Genomic DNA, 12541 nt, shown 5'->3' with positions numbered 1-12541 from the left:
GAAGGTCAGGTGGCTTCGACCTGGGAGGCGGTGGCATCCAGGCGGGTGAAGGCCTCGGCGATGTCGTCTTCGGTCAGGGTGAGCGGTGGCAGCAGGCGGATCACGTTGTCGGCGGCGGGAACGGTGATGACCAGGTTGTCATAGCCCGCCTTGACGACGTCGAGATTGGAGGCCTTGCATTTTAACCCCAGCATCAGGCCGGACCCGCGCACCTCTTCGAACACCTCCGGGTGGGCGGCGACCAGCCCTTCGAGCCGCTGGCGCAGCAATGCGGCCTTGCGGTTGACCTCGGCCAGAAAGGCGGGATCAGCCACGTGATCCATCACTGCGCAGCCCACGGCGCAGCCCAGCGGATTGCCACCATAGGTGGAGCCATGGGTGCCTGCGGTCATGCCGCTTGCCGCTTCTTCGGTGGCCAGCACCGCGCCCAGCGGGAAGCCGCCGCCGATGCCCTTGGCCACCATCATGATGTCAGGGGTGATGCCCGCCCATTCATGGGCAAAGAGCCGTCCGGTCCGGCCCATGCCGCATTGCACCTCGTCCAGGATAAGCAGCAAGCCATGCTCGTCGCAGATCTGGCGCAGCGCCTTCAGCTCGGCATCGGGGACCGGGCGGATACCGCCCTCGCCCTGCACCGGCTCGATCAGGATCGCGGCGGTCTTGTCGGTGATCGCGTTGGTCACGCCATCCAGATCGCCAAAGGTCAGATGCACGAAGCCGGGCAGCAGCGGGCCGAAGCCCTTGACCATCTTTTCCGACCCCGCGGCGGCGATACCGGCGGAGGAGCGGCCATGGAAGGAGCCGTCGAAGGTAAGGATCTCGACCCGTTCGGGCTGGCCCTTGTCGTAGAAATACTTGCGCGCCATCTTGACCGCCAGTTCGCAGGCCTCGGTGCCGGAATTGGTGAAGAACACCGTATCGGCAAATGTGTGCTCCACCAGCTTGTCGGCCAGCGCCTGCTGTTGCGGGATCTGGTAGAGGTTGGACACATGCCACAGGTTCTGCGCCTGATCGGTCAGCGCCTTGACCAGGGCAGGATGGGCATGGCCCAGCGCGTTCACCGCGATCCCCGAACCTAGGTCGAGGAAGCGTCGGCCATCCGCCTCGGTCAGCCAGGCGCCTTCGCCCTTCACGAAGTGAAGCGGCGCGCGGTTATAGGTCGGCAGGACGGACGGAATCATGGGATCATCCTTGTCTGAGGGTTGTCCCCGATGCAGGGCATAGCGGGGCGGTCAGGTCAATGTCTGGAACAGGTGTTGCGCGGGAAAATCGGGCGCGCATGGATCAAACGGCCGCTCAGGCGGCTGCGCGTCGGCGTCGGAGAGACGGGATATGAGCGTGTTTGATCATAGCGCGCTCCATAACGGAGGATTCGCGCAAAGAAAACCCCTTTTGGAGGGGTAAATGCAACAAACTGGAAGTCAGGCCGCACGCCAGCGATCCAGCCGCTTCATCCCGCGGGTAAAAGCCCAGGCGAGGATACGGGGCATGCCCTGCCCCACCAGCGCGTCGACACAATGGGCCTGAAACTCTTCATAGGTCGCATCGGGGTGCCGAAAGGCGCCGTTTTCATAGCAGAGCGAACACCATTTGGTGCTGCGAGATCCGTCCGCCTCGCTGCCGTCACCTGCTGGATCCTTGCTCAGCGGCATGCCGCAGATTTGACGGGTTTGTCCCATGATCTTCGCCCTTGAATCGGTTGTTCGGCCATCATAGGCTCAAAACCATGGAGTTAAGTCAATTGTTTTGAGAAGGACCAGTCATGCGGATCGGAGAATTGGCGCGACGCAGCGGGCTGAGCCGCGACACGCTGCGGTTTTACGAAAGACAGGGGCTGATCGAGTCCCGGCCGGGGGCCGAGGCGACCAACAGCTATCGGGACTATCCCGAAGAGGCGCTGATCACCCTGGACCAGATCGCCGATGCACAGGCGGCAGGGATGAGTATCGCCGACCTGGCGATGCTGATGGGCCAGTTGCAGGCCGCCGATCCCGACGGGTTCGATGGCGAGGCGTTTCTGGACGCACGCATTGCCGAGGTCGAGGCGCGCATCGCCCGGGCCGAACGGTTCCTGGAAAGCCTGCACCAGGCGCGCGCGGCGCTGGCGGCACCGCCGGTTCTGCGCTGAGCGAAGTGTTGCCTCTTGCCAATTACGCGGCACTCGGTCACCGCTGGCGCATGTTCGAGGCGAAACCGCAAAACCCCGCACTGGCCGCGGCACTGATCTTTGCCGCCACCGCGTTTATCGCGGGCACCACGCTGTTGGCCAAAGCGCTGGGAACCGGCGCGTTGGGGCCGGCGCTGCCGGCGTTTCAGGTCAGCCATGGCCGCTTCCTGTTCGCCTTCATCGCCATTGGCGGCGCGGTGGCGGTGATGCGCCCCCGTCTGGCGCGCCCGCACTGGCGGCTGCACCTGGGGCGCACCACTTTTGGCTGGGGCGGGGTGACGTTGATGTTCGCCGCCGTGGCCCATATCCCGATGGCCGATGCGACAGCAATCGCCTTTCTGAACCCAGTCTTTGCCATGGTTCTTGCGATTCCTCTGCTGGGCGAGCGGGTCGGGCCTTGGCGCTGGGGCGCCGCTGTCGTTGCTCTTCTGGGCGCGATGATTCTCTTGCGGCCGACCCCCGGCAGCTTCCAGCCCGCCGCCCTGCTGGCGTTGGCGGCCGCAGCGGTAATGGGGATGGAGCTCATCTTCATCAAGAAGCTTTCGGGCCGGGAACGGCCGATCCAGATCCTCCTGGTCAACAACGCGATGGGGCTGGTCATCGCCACCTCCGCGGTCTGGCCGGTCTGGCAATCGCCGATGCCCGCCCAATGGGCGGCACTGGCGGGTATCGGGGGGCTGATGGCCTGTGCGCAGGCCTGTTTCGTCAATGGCATGGCGCGGGCGGATGCCTCTTTTGTGGCGCCGTTCAGCTATGCCACGCTGATCTTTGCCGCGCTCTATGACATGGCGGTGTTCGGTGTGATCCCCGATGCGATCAGCCTGGTCGGCGCCGCCATCATCCTGACCGGCGCCCTGATCCTGGCCTGGCGCGAAGGACGCGCCGTGCGGCGCTGAATGCGGCTTCTTTCTGGTCAGAAATACTCCGGGGGAGCGTCGCCCAAAGGGCGGCGCGGGGGCAGAGCCCCCTTGGCTCACGCCGATTGGTTTTTTCGTCACACTGGCCTTTGAGCGACCGATCTGTCGCAAATCTTCGCGACCGGCCTGCCCGTCCTGTCGATGGTGGCCTCGTTTTGTAACAAAGGTTGCCGCTATGCATGAACGCCGGATTCCCGAATGGGTGCGCCATTCCCCCGCCCCCTCGGTGCGGGATTTCGGGTTCATCGCCGGGCTCGAGGCGGTGGTGCGCGGCATCCTGATCTCGGTCTTTCCGCTGGCCATGTATCGCGCGCTTGGCAGTGCCGAATCCGTGTCCCTGGCCTATTTCCTGATCGGCATCCTGTCGCTGGTGGCCGGGCTGATGGTGCCTTTCCTGATCCGTTTCGTGCCGCGCCGCTGGGCCTATACCGGCGGCGCGCTCTTGTTCGTGATCGGCGCCGCACTCGCGGTTCAGGGCACGCCCGGAGCGGTGGTCGCGGCCCTTGCCTGCAATGCGGTGGCTGCCGTGGTCTGCTTCATCTGCTTCAACGCCTATGTGCTGGATTACATCGAGCGGGTGGACCTGGGCCGGTGCGAGACCAGCCGGATGTTTTACAGCGCGATGGGCTGGACGGCGGGGCCGATGGCAGGTGTGCTGCTGATGGAGCTTTGGGCCCCTGCCCCGTTCGTGATCAGCGGCATTGCCGCGTTGCTCATGCTGGCGGTGTTCTGGATCCTGCGGATGGGCAATGGCAAGATGATCGTCCGGGCGCGCGGCCCGGCGCGTAATCCGCTGGCCTTTCTGCCGCGCTTCTTCGCCCAGCCCCGGCTAGTGTCGGGATATCTCTTCGCCATGATCCGGTCCTGCGGATGGTGGGTCTATGTGGTCTATCTGCCGATTTTCTCGATCGAATCGGGCATGGGCGACAAGGTGGGCGGCATCCTGCTGTCGATCACCAATGGCATGCTGTTTCTGGCGCCGTTGATCCTGCGCTGGGTTCAGGCGCGGTCGCTGCGCAGCGCGGTGCGTACCGGATTTGCGGGTGCCGGGCTCTGCTTTGCAGCAGCCGGGTTCCTGTCCGGCTGGCCGCCGCTGGCCGCATTTGTGCTGATGCTGGGCTCGTTCTGGCTGATCGTGTTGGACATCTGCGCCGGACTGCCGTTCCTGATGGCTGTCAAGCCTTCGGAACGGACCGAGATGTCAGCGATCTATTCCAGCTATCGTGACGTTTCGGGCATCATGACGCCGGGCGCGGCCTGGCTGGTGCTGATGGTGGCACCGGTGGCCGGCATCTTTGTTGCCGGGGGCACGGCGCTGTTTGGCGCCTTTGCCATCGCGGCCCGGTTGCATCCCCGGTTGGGACGGCCACGCCTGCCGCTGGAACCGGGATCGCTGGCCGACGCCTGAAGGCCAGACCTCAGGCTTTGAGCCTATACCCTGTCCTGAGCATCGACCATGCCAGCAGGCAGACTGCGAAGGTGGCCGTCAGGCAGACCGCCGCGCCCAGGGCGGGCGGGCTGTCCGAAGCGCCGATCACTGAGAAACGCAACCCGTCGATCAGGTAGAAGACCGGATTGGCATGGGTCAGCGCCCGCAGGGCGGGCGGCAAGACCTCGACCGAATAAAACGTACCCGACAGGAACGCGAGCGGCGTGACGATGAAATTGGTGATTGCCGCCATCTGGTCGAATTTATTGGCGAAGATCCCGGCGACCAGGCCCAGCGCGCCCATAAAGGCCGCCCCGAGCGCCGCATAGAACAAGGCCAGGACCGGATGTTGCGGCACCAGCCCCAGCACCAGCGCAAGCGCTACGGCAATGGCCAGCGCCACGATCACGCCGCGCGCCACCGCGCCGGCCAGATAGCCCAGCAGGATCTCGAACGGCGACAGAGGCGGCATCAGCGTGTCGACGATATTGCCCTGCACCTTGGAGATCACCACCGAGGAGGAGGTATTGGCAAATGCGTTCTGGATCACGGTCATCATCAGGATGCCGGGCGCCAGGAAATGCAGGAACGGCACCCCCATCACCGCGCCCCGGCCAGACCCGACCGCAAGCGTGAAGATCATCAGGAACAGCCCCGCGGTCACCAGCGGCGCAAGCAGGGTCTGGGTCCAGACCACGAGAAACCGCATCACCTCGCGCGCCGCCAGAGTATAGAGCCCCAGCCAGTTGATGCGCCCGAAGCGGCGCACACCGGGTTCGACTGTCCTGCCGTCCATGCCATTCTCCTGTCGTGATCCGATTCGAAGTGCCTTGTAACTCGGGCAACAGTGACTAGAATAGGGCTCTGAGACGAATTCCGGAGGCGGCCGCAGCGCATGGGGCCGCTTTCCCGCTTTTGAGAGGCTGACATGTCCTGGACTGACGAGCGCGTTGAACTGCTCAAGAAAATGTGGAGCGATGGCCAGTCGGCCAGCCAGATCGCCAAGGAGCTGGGTGGTGTGACCCGCAATGCGGTGATCGGCAAGGTCCACCGTCTGGGCCTGTCGAACCGAACCGCAGGCGCGGCCCCGGCACCGGCCCCGGGCAAACCCGAGGCCAAGGACAAACCGGCCGCATCGGCCCCCAAGGTCGAGGCAAAGCCAAAGCCCGCGCCCCGGACAGAACCAGCCCGGCCCGCCGCAGCGGCCCCCGCCACCGAAGCGCAACCCGCCGAGGCAAAACCGATTCCGCCGCGCAAGCAGATCATTCCGGCTGGCCAGCCGCTGCCGCCGCAACCTTCGGCCAACGAGATCAGCCCCGAGGCGCTGGCCAAGGTCAACGAGATCGAGAAGAAGGCCAAGAAGCTGTCGCTGATGGAACTGACCGAGCGGACCTGCAAATGGCCCGTCGGCGATCCGGCGACCGAGGATTTCTGGTTCTGCGGCCTGCCGGTGCAACAGGGCAAACCCTATTGCGAGGCGCATGTGGGCGTGGCCTTTCAGCCGATGAGCGCGCGCCGCGACCGGCGCCGTTGAGCAAAGGCCGGTGCCGGGCGCAGACGATCCGCTGGAAACCGTCTGGCTGGACAGGGCCAAGAGACTGCTGGCGCTGGCCCAGACGGGCCAGCATTTCACCCGCGACCCTTACGACAGCGAACGGTATGAAGAGATAGCGGGCCTGGCCCGCGCCATGCTGGCGGACCTGGGACGCGTGCCGCTGAACCGGATCGCGGATTTGATGCCGCCGCATGCCGCCGGTTACGCCTCGCCCGGGATCGACGTGCGTGCGGCGGTGATCCGCCCCGACGAGGGCATCCTGCTGGTACGTGAGAAAACTGACGACAAATGGGCCTTGCCAGGGGGCTTTGCCGATATCGGCTTTTCCCCGGCCGAAAATGTCGAGAAGGAAGTGCTGGAGGAAACCGGCCTCAGGGTCGAGGCACGGCATCTTTATGCCCTGCGCCACAAGGCGCGGCATCCCTATCCCGCCGATGTCCGGGATTTCTACAAACTGTTCTTTCTGTGCCGCGAAACCGGCCCCGCCAAACAAGCGCCCTGTGCAGGTTACGAGACCAGCGAGGCGCGTTTCTTTGCCCCGACGGAACTGCCCGAATTGTCGCTGGGGCAGGTCTTGCCACAGGATATCCGGGCAGCGCTGGACGCCTATGGCGCCGATATGCCGGGAACCCTGTTCGACTGAGGTCGCAATCCTGAGATCGAGGCGAGTATTCAAACCAGGTCCGGGACAGGTGTCCCGGACCGTCACTCGTCACACAAACACATTTCGCGCCGTCAGTTCTTGACCGGCGCCGCCGAGGTGAAATCGGGGATCACGCTGGTCGAGGCCGCCTTGGTCTCGATCCCAGGCCAATTGCCATCCGCCTTGTTGATGTTGCCGGGAATGTCCTCTTCCCAGAAGCCGACAACATTCTTGGTGATGTTCAGGTAGAGCTTGTCATCGACGATGCGCCACAGGTTCGGGTTGCCAGGCACCTTGCCCCCCTTGGACACGCCATAAGCGCAGTGGCCATCGAACTGGGGCGCGTAAAAAGCCGGGTTGGCCAGGAACGTGTCGCGGTTCTCTTCGGTCGCAAAGGCCCAGGTCGCACCGTTCCAGTCGGCGGTGATCGAGGCCTTGCCCTGGACGCCCTGCGGCTGGCTGTGACCGATCGCCGACTGGGCCAGCCCGCGATAGGCGACGACGTCATAGCCCGACACCGCGTATCCGGTGCCGTCGACATATTGCTCGCCCGCAAAGACAGGCAAGGCCAGCGCGGTGACGGCGGCCGTGGCGAGGGCAAAAACGAAACGTTTCATCAACGGGTCCTTCCGTATGTGTCATGGCCGCATGTCGCGGCCTCGTCCCAGAGATTATCCCCGCCCGAACGGTTTCGCAGCGGGCCTCGCGCGGGTGTGAGCGAGGACGAGATTTCGTGATTACCAGCCAGGGGAATGTTTCAATTCCGCGTGACATCCCGACGTCAGAACACTCGTCCCTTGTGTCTTTGCCGGGGTTGGACTTTGTTGGCCGAAACATTAGCTGATTGGCGTCAGGGGTCCGGCCCCGTCGCAAGCGAGGAAGGTCTCTCATGAGTGAACCATCAAACTATACGCCGCCGAAGGTCTGGACCTGGGACAAGGAAAGCGGTGGACAGTTCGCCAATATCAACCGTCCCGTTGCCGGCCCGACCCATGACAAGGAGCTGCCAGTCGGCAAGCATCCGTTCCAGCTTTATTCGCTGGCGACGCCCAATGGCGTGAAGGTCACGGTGATGTTCGAGGAGTTGCTGGCCGCCGGACATGCGGACGCGGAATACGACGCCTGGCTGATCAACATCGGCGATGGCGAGCAATTCGGCTCTGGCTTTGTCGACATCAACCCGAATTCCAAGATCCCGGCGCTGTTGGATCGTTCCGGCGGCGAGCCGGTCCGGGTGTTCGAAAGCGCCTCGATCCTGTTTCACCTGGCCGAGAAATTCGGTGCCTTTCTGCCCGCAGGCGGCGCGGCCCGGACCGAGGTGATGAACTGGGTGTTCTGGCAGATGGGCAGCGCGCCCTATCTGGGCGGCGGGTTTGGCCATTTCTACGCCTATGCGCCCGAGAAATGGGAATACCCGATCAACCGCTTCGCGATGGAGGTCAAACGTCAGATGGACGTGCTGGACCGGGAACTGGCGAACCGGACCTATATCGCGGGCGAAGACTATACCATCGCCGATATCGCGATCTGGCCGTGGTACGGGCAGCTGGCGCTGGGGCGGCTTTACAGCGCCGGAGAGTTCCTGAACGTGGAAAGCTATGAGCATGTGCAGCGCTGGGCCAAGGCGATCGATGCGCGTCCTGCGGTCAGCCGGGGCCGCATGGTCAACCGGTCCTCGGGCGAGCCGAAATTCCAGCTTCGTGAACGCCACGACGCCAGCGATTTCGACACCCGTACCCAGGACAAGCTGGAAGCGGCGGAATAACCGCCGCCCCTTGCGGGCGGGCCAGCCGCCCGCGGTCATTTCAAACGCGGCGGGCGATCAGAGTCCATGCCCGGAGCAGACGGTGCGCTTGCCGGGGTCGCAGGTTGTGGCAGCTCAAACCGCAACCCGACCCGGGCCAGCGCGGCCGCCATCGGATCGGTGGCGGCAAAGAACCCGACATCCATCGCCCCGGCCTCGACCCCCGAAAAGGTGAGCGCCTCGGCCGCAGCCTTGGCCAGGGCCGGTTCGGCCCCCGCAACCGTATCGACAAAGCCCAGGAGATGGCCGCGTGCGCCGTCATCATAGACAACCCCGGCCAGATAGGCCCCCTGTGCCAGACCGGCAGCGGTGACAAGCTTGGCATCGAGGGCCGAGAGCAGTGCCTCGGGCAGACCGCGGGGCGGCGTGAGTTCGAAAATTCGCGCCTCCACCTCGTCCGGGCGGTTGCCCAGAGTCTCGGCCAGCCAGGCAAGCGCCTCGGCCGGGATCATCGTGGCCGACGGCGCCACCTCGAGGTTGAGGCCAAGCCCCACCCCCTGCCCGGCCAGCATCGCCGCCAGCACCCGGCCCGACAGGGCCGCGTAGGGCGCGGGTCGGCCGACAAAGGCGGCCAGCCGATCCTCGCGATCAAAGGCCAGCACGAAACGGCCATCGGCCAGGTCGAAAAGTTCAGGCGACAGGTTTTCGTCGCGCGCCTCTTCGGTGAGGAGAAGGAACAACTCGGCGTCTCCCAGCCGCTCGAAAAAGCGCAGGCGGGCGGCGTCGCTGCTCTCCATCTCCGCATGGGCGCGGTCAATCGGGGTTTCCGGGGTCATGCAACACCTCCTTGACCCGCGCGCGCAGGACCGGCAGCAGGTCGGTCTCGAACCACGGGTTCTTCTTCAGCCATCCCGTATTGCGCCAGGACGGATGAGGCAAGGCAAAGACGCGCGGCGCATGGTCCCGCCAGGCAGCGACCGTTTCGGTCACAGCACCACGCGCGCCAAGGTGGTAACGATGCGCATGCCCGCCCACCAGAACGGTCAGCGGCATGTCTGCCAGTTCAGCCATCACCCGATTGTGCCAAGTGCGTCCACAAACCGGCGGCGGCGGCAAGTCGGACCCCTTATTGTCGTAGCCCGGGAAACAAAAACCCATCGGAACCACCGCCACTCGGGACAGGTCATAGAATGTGGCCTCGTCGATCCCAAGCCAGTCCCGCAGCCGGTCTCCCGACGGGTCGGTAAAGGGACGGCCCGACTCGTGCACGCGCGCGCCCGGCGCCTGCCCGGCGATCAACAGCCGCGCGCCGGGCCGGAACCAGACTACGGGGCGCGGCGCATGCGCGGTAGCCGTTGCCGCAAACCGCTCTGCGCACAGGCGGCAGGCTCGGATTTCGGTGGCCAGCGCCGTTTCGGCCAGGGTCTGAGCGGTGTCCTGCATCGTGCCTCACTGAGGTTGGTGGCATTGCTACCAGATAGGGCTGGCGTCCTGGAGTCCAACAGAACAGACCGCTGACAATCCAGTTACCTGGGGCAAGCCCCGTCGCTGTTGCCATCGGTTTTCCTGTCAACAATGCTGAATGCGGATTGAAGTTTTGTTTCATATTTCGACATAATGTAGCCCAAATCCCCCGGTAATCGGTCAAGTGCCTCTTCCCGTGGGGTCGGACCTGTGCCGATCGGCGCAGAGACCCGCAAGACAAAAAACGATGGGCCGCAGCAGACAGCAGATGCTTGAATTCGAGAACGTCAGCAAATCCTTCTGGACCGGATCACATCGAAAGGTGATCCTGGACCAGGTGTCGTTCCGGGTCGAGCTGGGCAAGTCGCTGGGGGTGCTGGCGCCGAACGGCACCGGTAAGACGACCCTGATCAACATGATGGCAGGGCTGGAGAAACCCGACGAAGGGGTGATCCGCCGCACCTGCAACATCTCGTTCCCACTGGGGTTCATGGGTGGTGTCGTGGGGCGGTTATCGGCGATGGAGAATGCGCGCTATATTGCCCGCCTCTATGGCATGGACCCCGATTACATCGAGGCCTATTGCCGGTGGCTCTGCGGTCTGGGCGAGTACTTCGATCAGCCGCTGGGAACCTATTCCTCGGGCATGCGGGCGCGGTTTTCCTTTGCCCTGATGCTGGCGCTGGATTTCGACATGTACCTCATCGACGAGGGCATGCCCGCCTCGACCGATGTGGAGTTCAACAAGAAGGCAGGCGCCATTCTGGAAGAGCGCCTGCGCACCACGACCATCGTGATCGTCTCACACCAGCCCGCGACGCTGGCGAAATTCGCCCGCCAGGCCGCTGTTCTGATGCACGGTCAGTTGCATATGTTTGACTCGTTGGAAGAAGCGAAACAGCTCTATGATTACCAAACCCAAGGCTAAGAAGTTCCGCATCCGCCGCGCAGGCGGTGTGCCGGAAGGCGCCCAGCCCGCCCCTGCCGCCACGGGTTCCGCAGTGCAGCCCAGCAATGTTGCGCCCTTGCGGCCGCAAACCGCCCCGCCGCGCCCGGCCACACCACCGGCCGAAGAAGTCAAGCCCCGCACCGGGGCGGCCAATTCGCGGGTCCAGCCCACGACAGGCGAAGCCGAAAGCTACCGCAACGCAATGCAGGGTCAGGTGTCATCGGCCACGGAAACCGCCGCCAATGAGGAAATCGACGCTATCAAACGCGAAGGATTGACCGGCCGACAGTTGCGCATGGCGCGCCGGTTGGCGCAAAAACACAATCTGCCCGTCACCTCGGATTACGATGCCGTCCGACAATTGCGCGCAAACGGGATCGATCCGCTGGAGCGCGGCAATATGCTGGACCTTGTCGTGCAGCGGCCGGAAAAGAAGGCGGAAAAGCCTGAACCCAAGATCCAGTTGCCGCAGACGGTACAGCCGCGCCAGACATTGCCCTCGACCGAGATGAGCCCGACCCAACGCCGCGAAATGGAGATCGGAAAAATCCAGCAGGACATCATGCGCCGTCGTCGGCGCAAGTTGATGCAACTGCTGACCCGGCTTGCGGTGTTTGTCGGGCTGCCGACACTTATCGCGGGATTTTATTTCTACGCTGTCGCCACCCCGATGTATGCCAGCAAGTCCGAATTTGTGATCCTTCAAGCGGATGGCTCTTTGGGCGGACTGGGCGGTTTTTTTGCCGGAACCCAATTCGCGACCAGCCAGGATTCGATCTCGGTCCAGTCTTTCCTCGAGTCGAAAGAAGCGATGTTACAACTGGACCGCGACCGCGGGTTCAAGGCGCAATTCCAACAGCCCTGGATCGACCCGATCCAGAGACTGGCGCCTGATGCCACCAACGAAGAAGCCTATAAGATATACAGTCGTATCGTGAAAATCGGCTATGACCCGACCGAAGGCGTGATCCGGATGGAGGTTGCCGCGCCCGATCCGCAAGTGGCGACGGAGTTCTCAGAAAGCCTGCTGACCTATGCCGAGGATCGGGTGAACAACCTGTCGGGCCAGAAACGCGAAGACCAGATGCGCGAAGCCCGCCAGAGTTTCGAGGACGCCCAAGCCGAACGCCGCAAGGCGCAAGAGGCGCTGGTCGAGTTGCAGCAAGAAGGCTCGTTGCTCGATCCTGAAGGTGTGATCGCCAGCCTTCGCGGTCGCATCGACCAGGTCGAAGTGCAGATCCAGGAAAAAGAGCTGCAACTGGCGGCCCTGTTGGACAACGCTCGCCCAAGCAAGGCTAAGGTGGACGGTACCCGCGCCGATATCACTCGACTCAACAACCTGCTTAGCGACCTGAATGCCCAAATGCTCGACACCTCCCGCGGCGAGAATTCGCTGGCGCGCCTGAGCGTGCGTATCCAGATGGCACAAGCCGACCTGGCCACGCGGGATATGATGCTGCAATCGGCGCTGCAACAGATGGAAACCACCCGGATGGAGGCTAACCGGCAGGTGCGCTATCTGACCGTGTCGGTCAATCCGGTGCCGAGCGAGGAGCCGAGCTATCCGCGCAGCTTTGAAAATACGATTTTGGCATTCCTGCTCTTTGCTGGTATCTACCTGATGATCTCGCTCACCGCGTCGATCCTCAGAGAACAGGTATCCTCATAGTCCC

Annotated in this window: 14 protein-coding genes; 8 read left to right on the top strand and 6 right to left on the bottom strand. The window is 63.8% G+C overall.

Features of this window, described 5'->3' with window-relative positions; genetic code table 11:
- Nucleotides 1-5: 5 nt before the first annotated feature.
- Nucleotides 6-1181 carry an aspartate aminotransferase family protein gene (locus OEZ49_RS15970; protein ID WP_263389251.1) on the bottom strand — a complete coding sequence of 392 codons (1176 nt, stop codon included), beginning with the start codon at nucleotides 1179-1181 and terminating at the stop codon, nucleotides 6-8.
- A gap of 240 nt (nucleotides 1182-1421) precedes the next feature.
- Nucleotides 1422-1679 carry a zinc ribbon domain-containing protein gene (locus OEZ49_RS15965; protein WP_263389250.1) on the bottom strand — a complete coding sequence of 86 codons (258 nt, stop codon included), beginning with the start codon at nucleotides 1677-1679 and terminating at the stop codon, nucleotides 1422-1424.
- A gap of 83 nt (nucleotides 1680-1762) precedes the next feature.
- Between OEZ49_RS15965 and OEZ49_RS15960 the strand changes: the two genes are divergently transcribed.
- The 3 genes from OEZ49_RS15960 to OEZ49_RS15950 all read left to right on the top strand — a co-directional run bounded on the left by OEZ49_RS15960 (nucleotide 1763) and on the right by OEZ49_RS15950 (nucleotide 4492).
- On the top strand, nucleotides 1763-2128 hold the full coding sequence (locus OEZ49_RS15960) for a MerR family transcriptional regulator (RefSeq protein ID WP_263389249.1): 366 nt from the start codon (nucleotides 1763-1765) through the stop codon (nucleotides 2126-2128).
- A gap of 50 nt (nucleotides 2129-2178) precedes the next feature.
- The gene (locus OEZ49_RS15955; RefSeq protein ID WP_263389328.1) at nucleotides 2179-3063 is read left to right on the top strand and encodes a DMT family transporter; all 885 of its coding nucleotides are present in this window, start codon (nucleotides 2179-2181) and stop codon (nucleotides 3061-3063) included.
- 196 nt (nucleotides 3064-3259) lie between these two features.
- The gene (locus tag OEZ49_RS15950; protein ID WP_263389248.1) at nucleotides 3260-4492 is read left to right on the top strand and encodes an MFS transporter; all 1233 of its coding nucleotides are present in this window, start codon (nucleotides 3260-3262) and stop codon (nucleotides 4490-4492) included.
- A 10-nt stretch (nucleotides 4493-4502) separates the two neighbouring features.
- On the opposite strand, the gene OEZ49_RS15945 is transcribed toward OEZ49_RS15950, so the two are convergent.
- Nucleotides 4503-5309, bottom strand: a complete 807-nt coding sequence (locus OEZ49_RS15945; RefSeq protein ID WP_263389247.1) for an ABC transporter permease — start codon at nucleotides 5307-5309, stop codon at nucleotides 4503-4505.
- 132 nt (nucleotides 5310-5441) lie between these two features.
- Here OEZ49_RS15945 and OEZ49_RS15940 point away from each other — a divergent pair, with 132 nt between their 5' ends.
- Together OEZ49_RS15940 and OEZ49_RS15935 are read left to right on the top strand one after the other, a co-directional pair.
- The gene (locus OEZ49_RS15940) at nucleotides 5442-6047 is read left to right on the top strand and encodes a GcrA family cell cycle regulator (protein ID WP_164132947.1); all 606 of its coding nucleotides are present in this window, start codon (nucleotides 5442-5444) and stop codon (nucleotides 6045-6047) included.
- Nucleotides 6048-6057: 10 nt separating this feature from the next.
- Nucleotides 6058-6711 (top strand): NUDIX hydrolase, encoded by a 654-nt coding sequence (locus OEZ49_RS15935; RefSeq protein ID WP_263389246.1) that lies wholly within the window; start codon nucleotides 6058-6060, stop codon nucleotides 6709-6711.
- 92 nt (nucleotides 6712-6803) lie between these two features.
- Here OEZ49_RS15935 and OEZ49_RS15930 read toward each other — a convergent pair whose 3' ends face one another.
- The gene (locus OEZ49_RS15930; protein WP_164132948.1) at nucleotides 6804-7328 is read right to left on the bottom strand and encodes a YHS domain-containing (seleno)protein; all 525 of its coding nucleotides are present in this window, start codon (nucleotides 7326-7328) and stop codon (nucleotides 6804-6806) included.
- A 272-nt stretch (nucleotides 7329-7600) separates the two neighbouring features.
- On the opposite strand from OEZ49_RS15930, the gene yghU reads away from it, so the two are divergent.
- Complete coding sequence (gene yghU / locus OEZ49_RS15925; RefSeq protein WP_263389245.1) at nucleotides 7601-8476, top strand: glutathione-dependent disulfide-bond oxidoreductase; 876 nt, start codon at nucleotides 7601-7603, stop codon at nucleotides 8474-8476.
- 35 nt (nucleotides 8477-8511) lie between these two features.
- Here the strand turns inward: yghU and OEZ49_RS15920 are convergent, their stop codons facing one another.
- Both OEZ49_RS15920 and OEZ49_RS15915 read right to left on the bottom strand, forming a co-directional pair.
- Nucleotides 8512-9291 (bottom strand): SseB family protein, encoded by a 780-nt coding sequence (locus OEZ49_RS15920; RefSeq protein ID WP_263389244.1) that lies wholly within the window; start codon nucleotides 9289-9291, stop codon nucleotides 8512-8514.
- A complete protein-coding gene (locus OEZ49_RS15915) occupies nucleotides 9269-9898 on the bottom strand; it encodes a uracil-DNA glycosylase family protein (protein WP_263389243.1) in 630 nt (209 codons plus the stop codon). Before OEZ49_RS15915 ends, OEZ49_RS15920 begins: the two co-directional genes overlap by 23 nt.
- 289 nt (nucleotides 9899-10187) lie before the next feature.
- Here OEZ49_RS15915 and OEZ49_RS15910 point away from each other — a divergent pair, with 289 nt between their 5' ends.
- Both OEZ49_RS15910 and OEZ49_RS15905 read left to right on the top strand, forming a co-directional pair.
- Nucleotides 10188-10847: an ABC transporter ATP-binding protein gene (locus tag OEZ49_RS15910; RefSeq protein WP_263389242.1), complete on the top strand. Its 660-nt coding sequence runs from the start codon at nucleotides 10188-10190 to the stop codon at nucleotides 10845-10847.
- Nucleotides 10825-12537 carry a capsule biosynthesis protein gene (locus OEZ49_RS15905; protein ID WP_263389241.1) on the top strand — a complete coding sequence of 571 codons (1713 nt, stop codon included), beginning with the start codon at nucleotides 10825-10827 and terminating at the stop codon, nucleotides 12535-12537. Before OEZ49_RS15910 ends, OEZ49_RS15905 begins: the two co-directional genes overlap by 23 nt.
- Nucleotides 12538-12541: the final 4 nt, after the last annotated feature.

Source organism: Ruegeria marisflavi, from assembly GCF_025673445.1.
Lineage (GTDB): Bacteria > Pseudomonadota > Alphaproteobacteria > Rhodobacterales > Rhodobacteraceae > Ruegeria_B > Ruegeria_B marisflavi.
This window is presented reverse-complemented; position numbering and strand designations above follow the sequence as displayed.

Coding starts and splice junctions, on each gene's coding strand:
- OEZ49_RS15970 (WP_263389251.1), bottom strand. CDS start 1,181: ATGATTCCGTCCGTCCTGCCGACCTATAACCGCGCGCCGCTTCACTTC.
- OEZ49_RS15965 (WP_263389250.1), bottom strand. CDS start 1,679: ATGGGACAAACCCGTCAAATCTGCGGCATGCCGCTGAGCAAGGATCCA.
- OEZ49_RS15960 (WP_263389249.1), top strand. CDS start 1,763: ATGCGGATCGGAGAATTGGCGCGACGCAGCGGGCTGAGCCGCGACACG.
- OEZ49_RS15955 (WP_263389328.1), top strand. CDS start 2,179: ATGTTCGAGGCGAAACCGCAAAACCCCGCACTGGCCGCGGCACTGATC.
- OEZ49_RS15950 (WP_263389248.1), top strand. CDS start 3,260: ATGCATGAACGCCGGATTCCCGAATGGGTGCGCCATTCCCCCGCCCCC.
- OEZ49_RS15945 (WP_263389247.1), bottom strand. CDS start 5,309: ATGGACGGCAGGACAGTCGAACCCGGTGTGCGCCGCTTCGGGCGCATC.
- OEZ49_RS15940 (WP_164132947.1), top strand. CDS start 5,442: ATGTCCTGGACTGACGAGCGCGTTGAACTGCTCAAGAAAATGTGGAGC.
- OEZ49_RS15930 (WP_164132948.1), bottom strand. CDS start 7,328: ATGAAACGTTTCGTTTTTGCCCTCGCCACGGCCGCCGTCACCGCGCTG.
- yghU (WP_263389245.1), top strand. CDS start 7,601: ATGAGTGAACCATCAAACTATACGCCGCCGAAGGTCTGGACCTGGGAC.
- OEZ49_RS15920 (WP_263389244.1), bottom strand. CDS start 9,291: ATGACCCCGGAAACCCCGATTGACCGCGCCCATGCGGAGATGGAGAGC.
- OEZ49_RS15915 (WP_263389243.1), bottom strand. CDS start 9,898: ATGCAGGACACCGCTCAGACCCTGGCCGAAACGGCGCTGGCCACCGAA.
- OEZ49_RS15910 (WP_263389242.1), top strand. CDS start 10,188: ATGCTTGAATTCGAGAACGTCAGCAAATCCTTCTGGACCGGATCACAT.
- OEZ49_RS15905 (WP_263389241.1), top strand. CDS start 10,825: ATGATTACCAAACCCAAGGCTAAGAAGTTCCGCATCCGCCGCGCAGGC.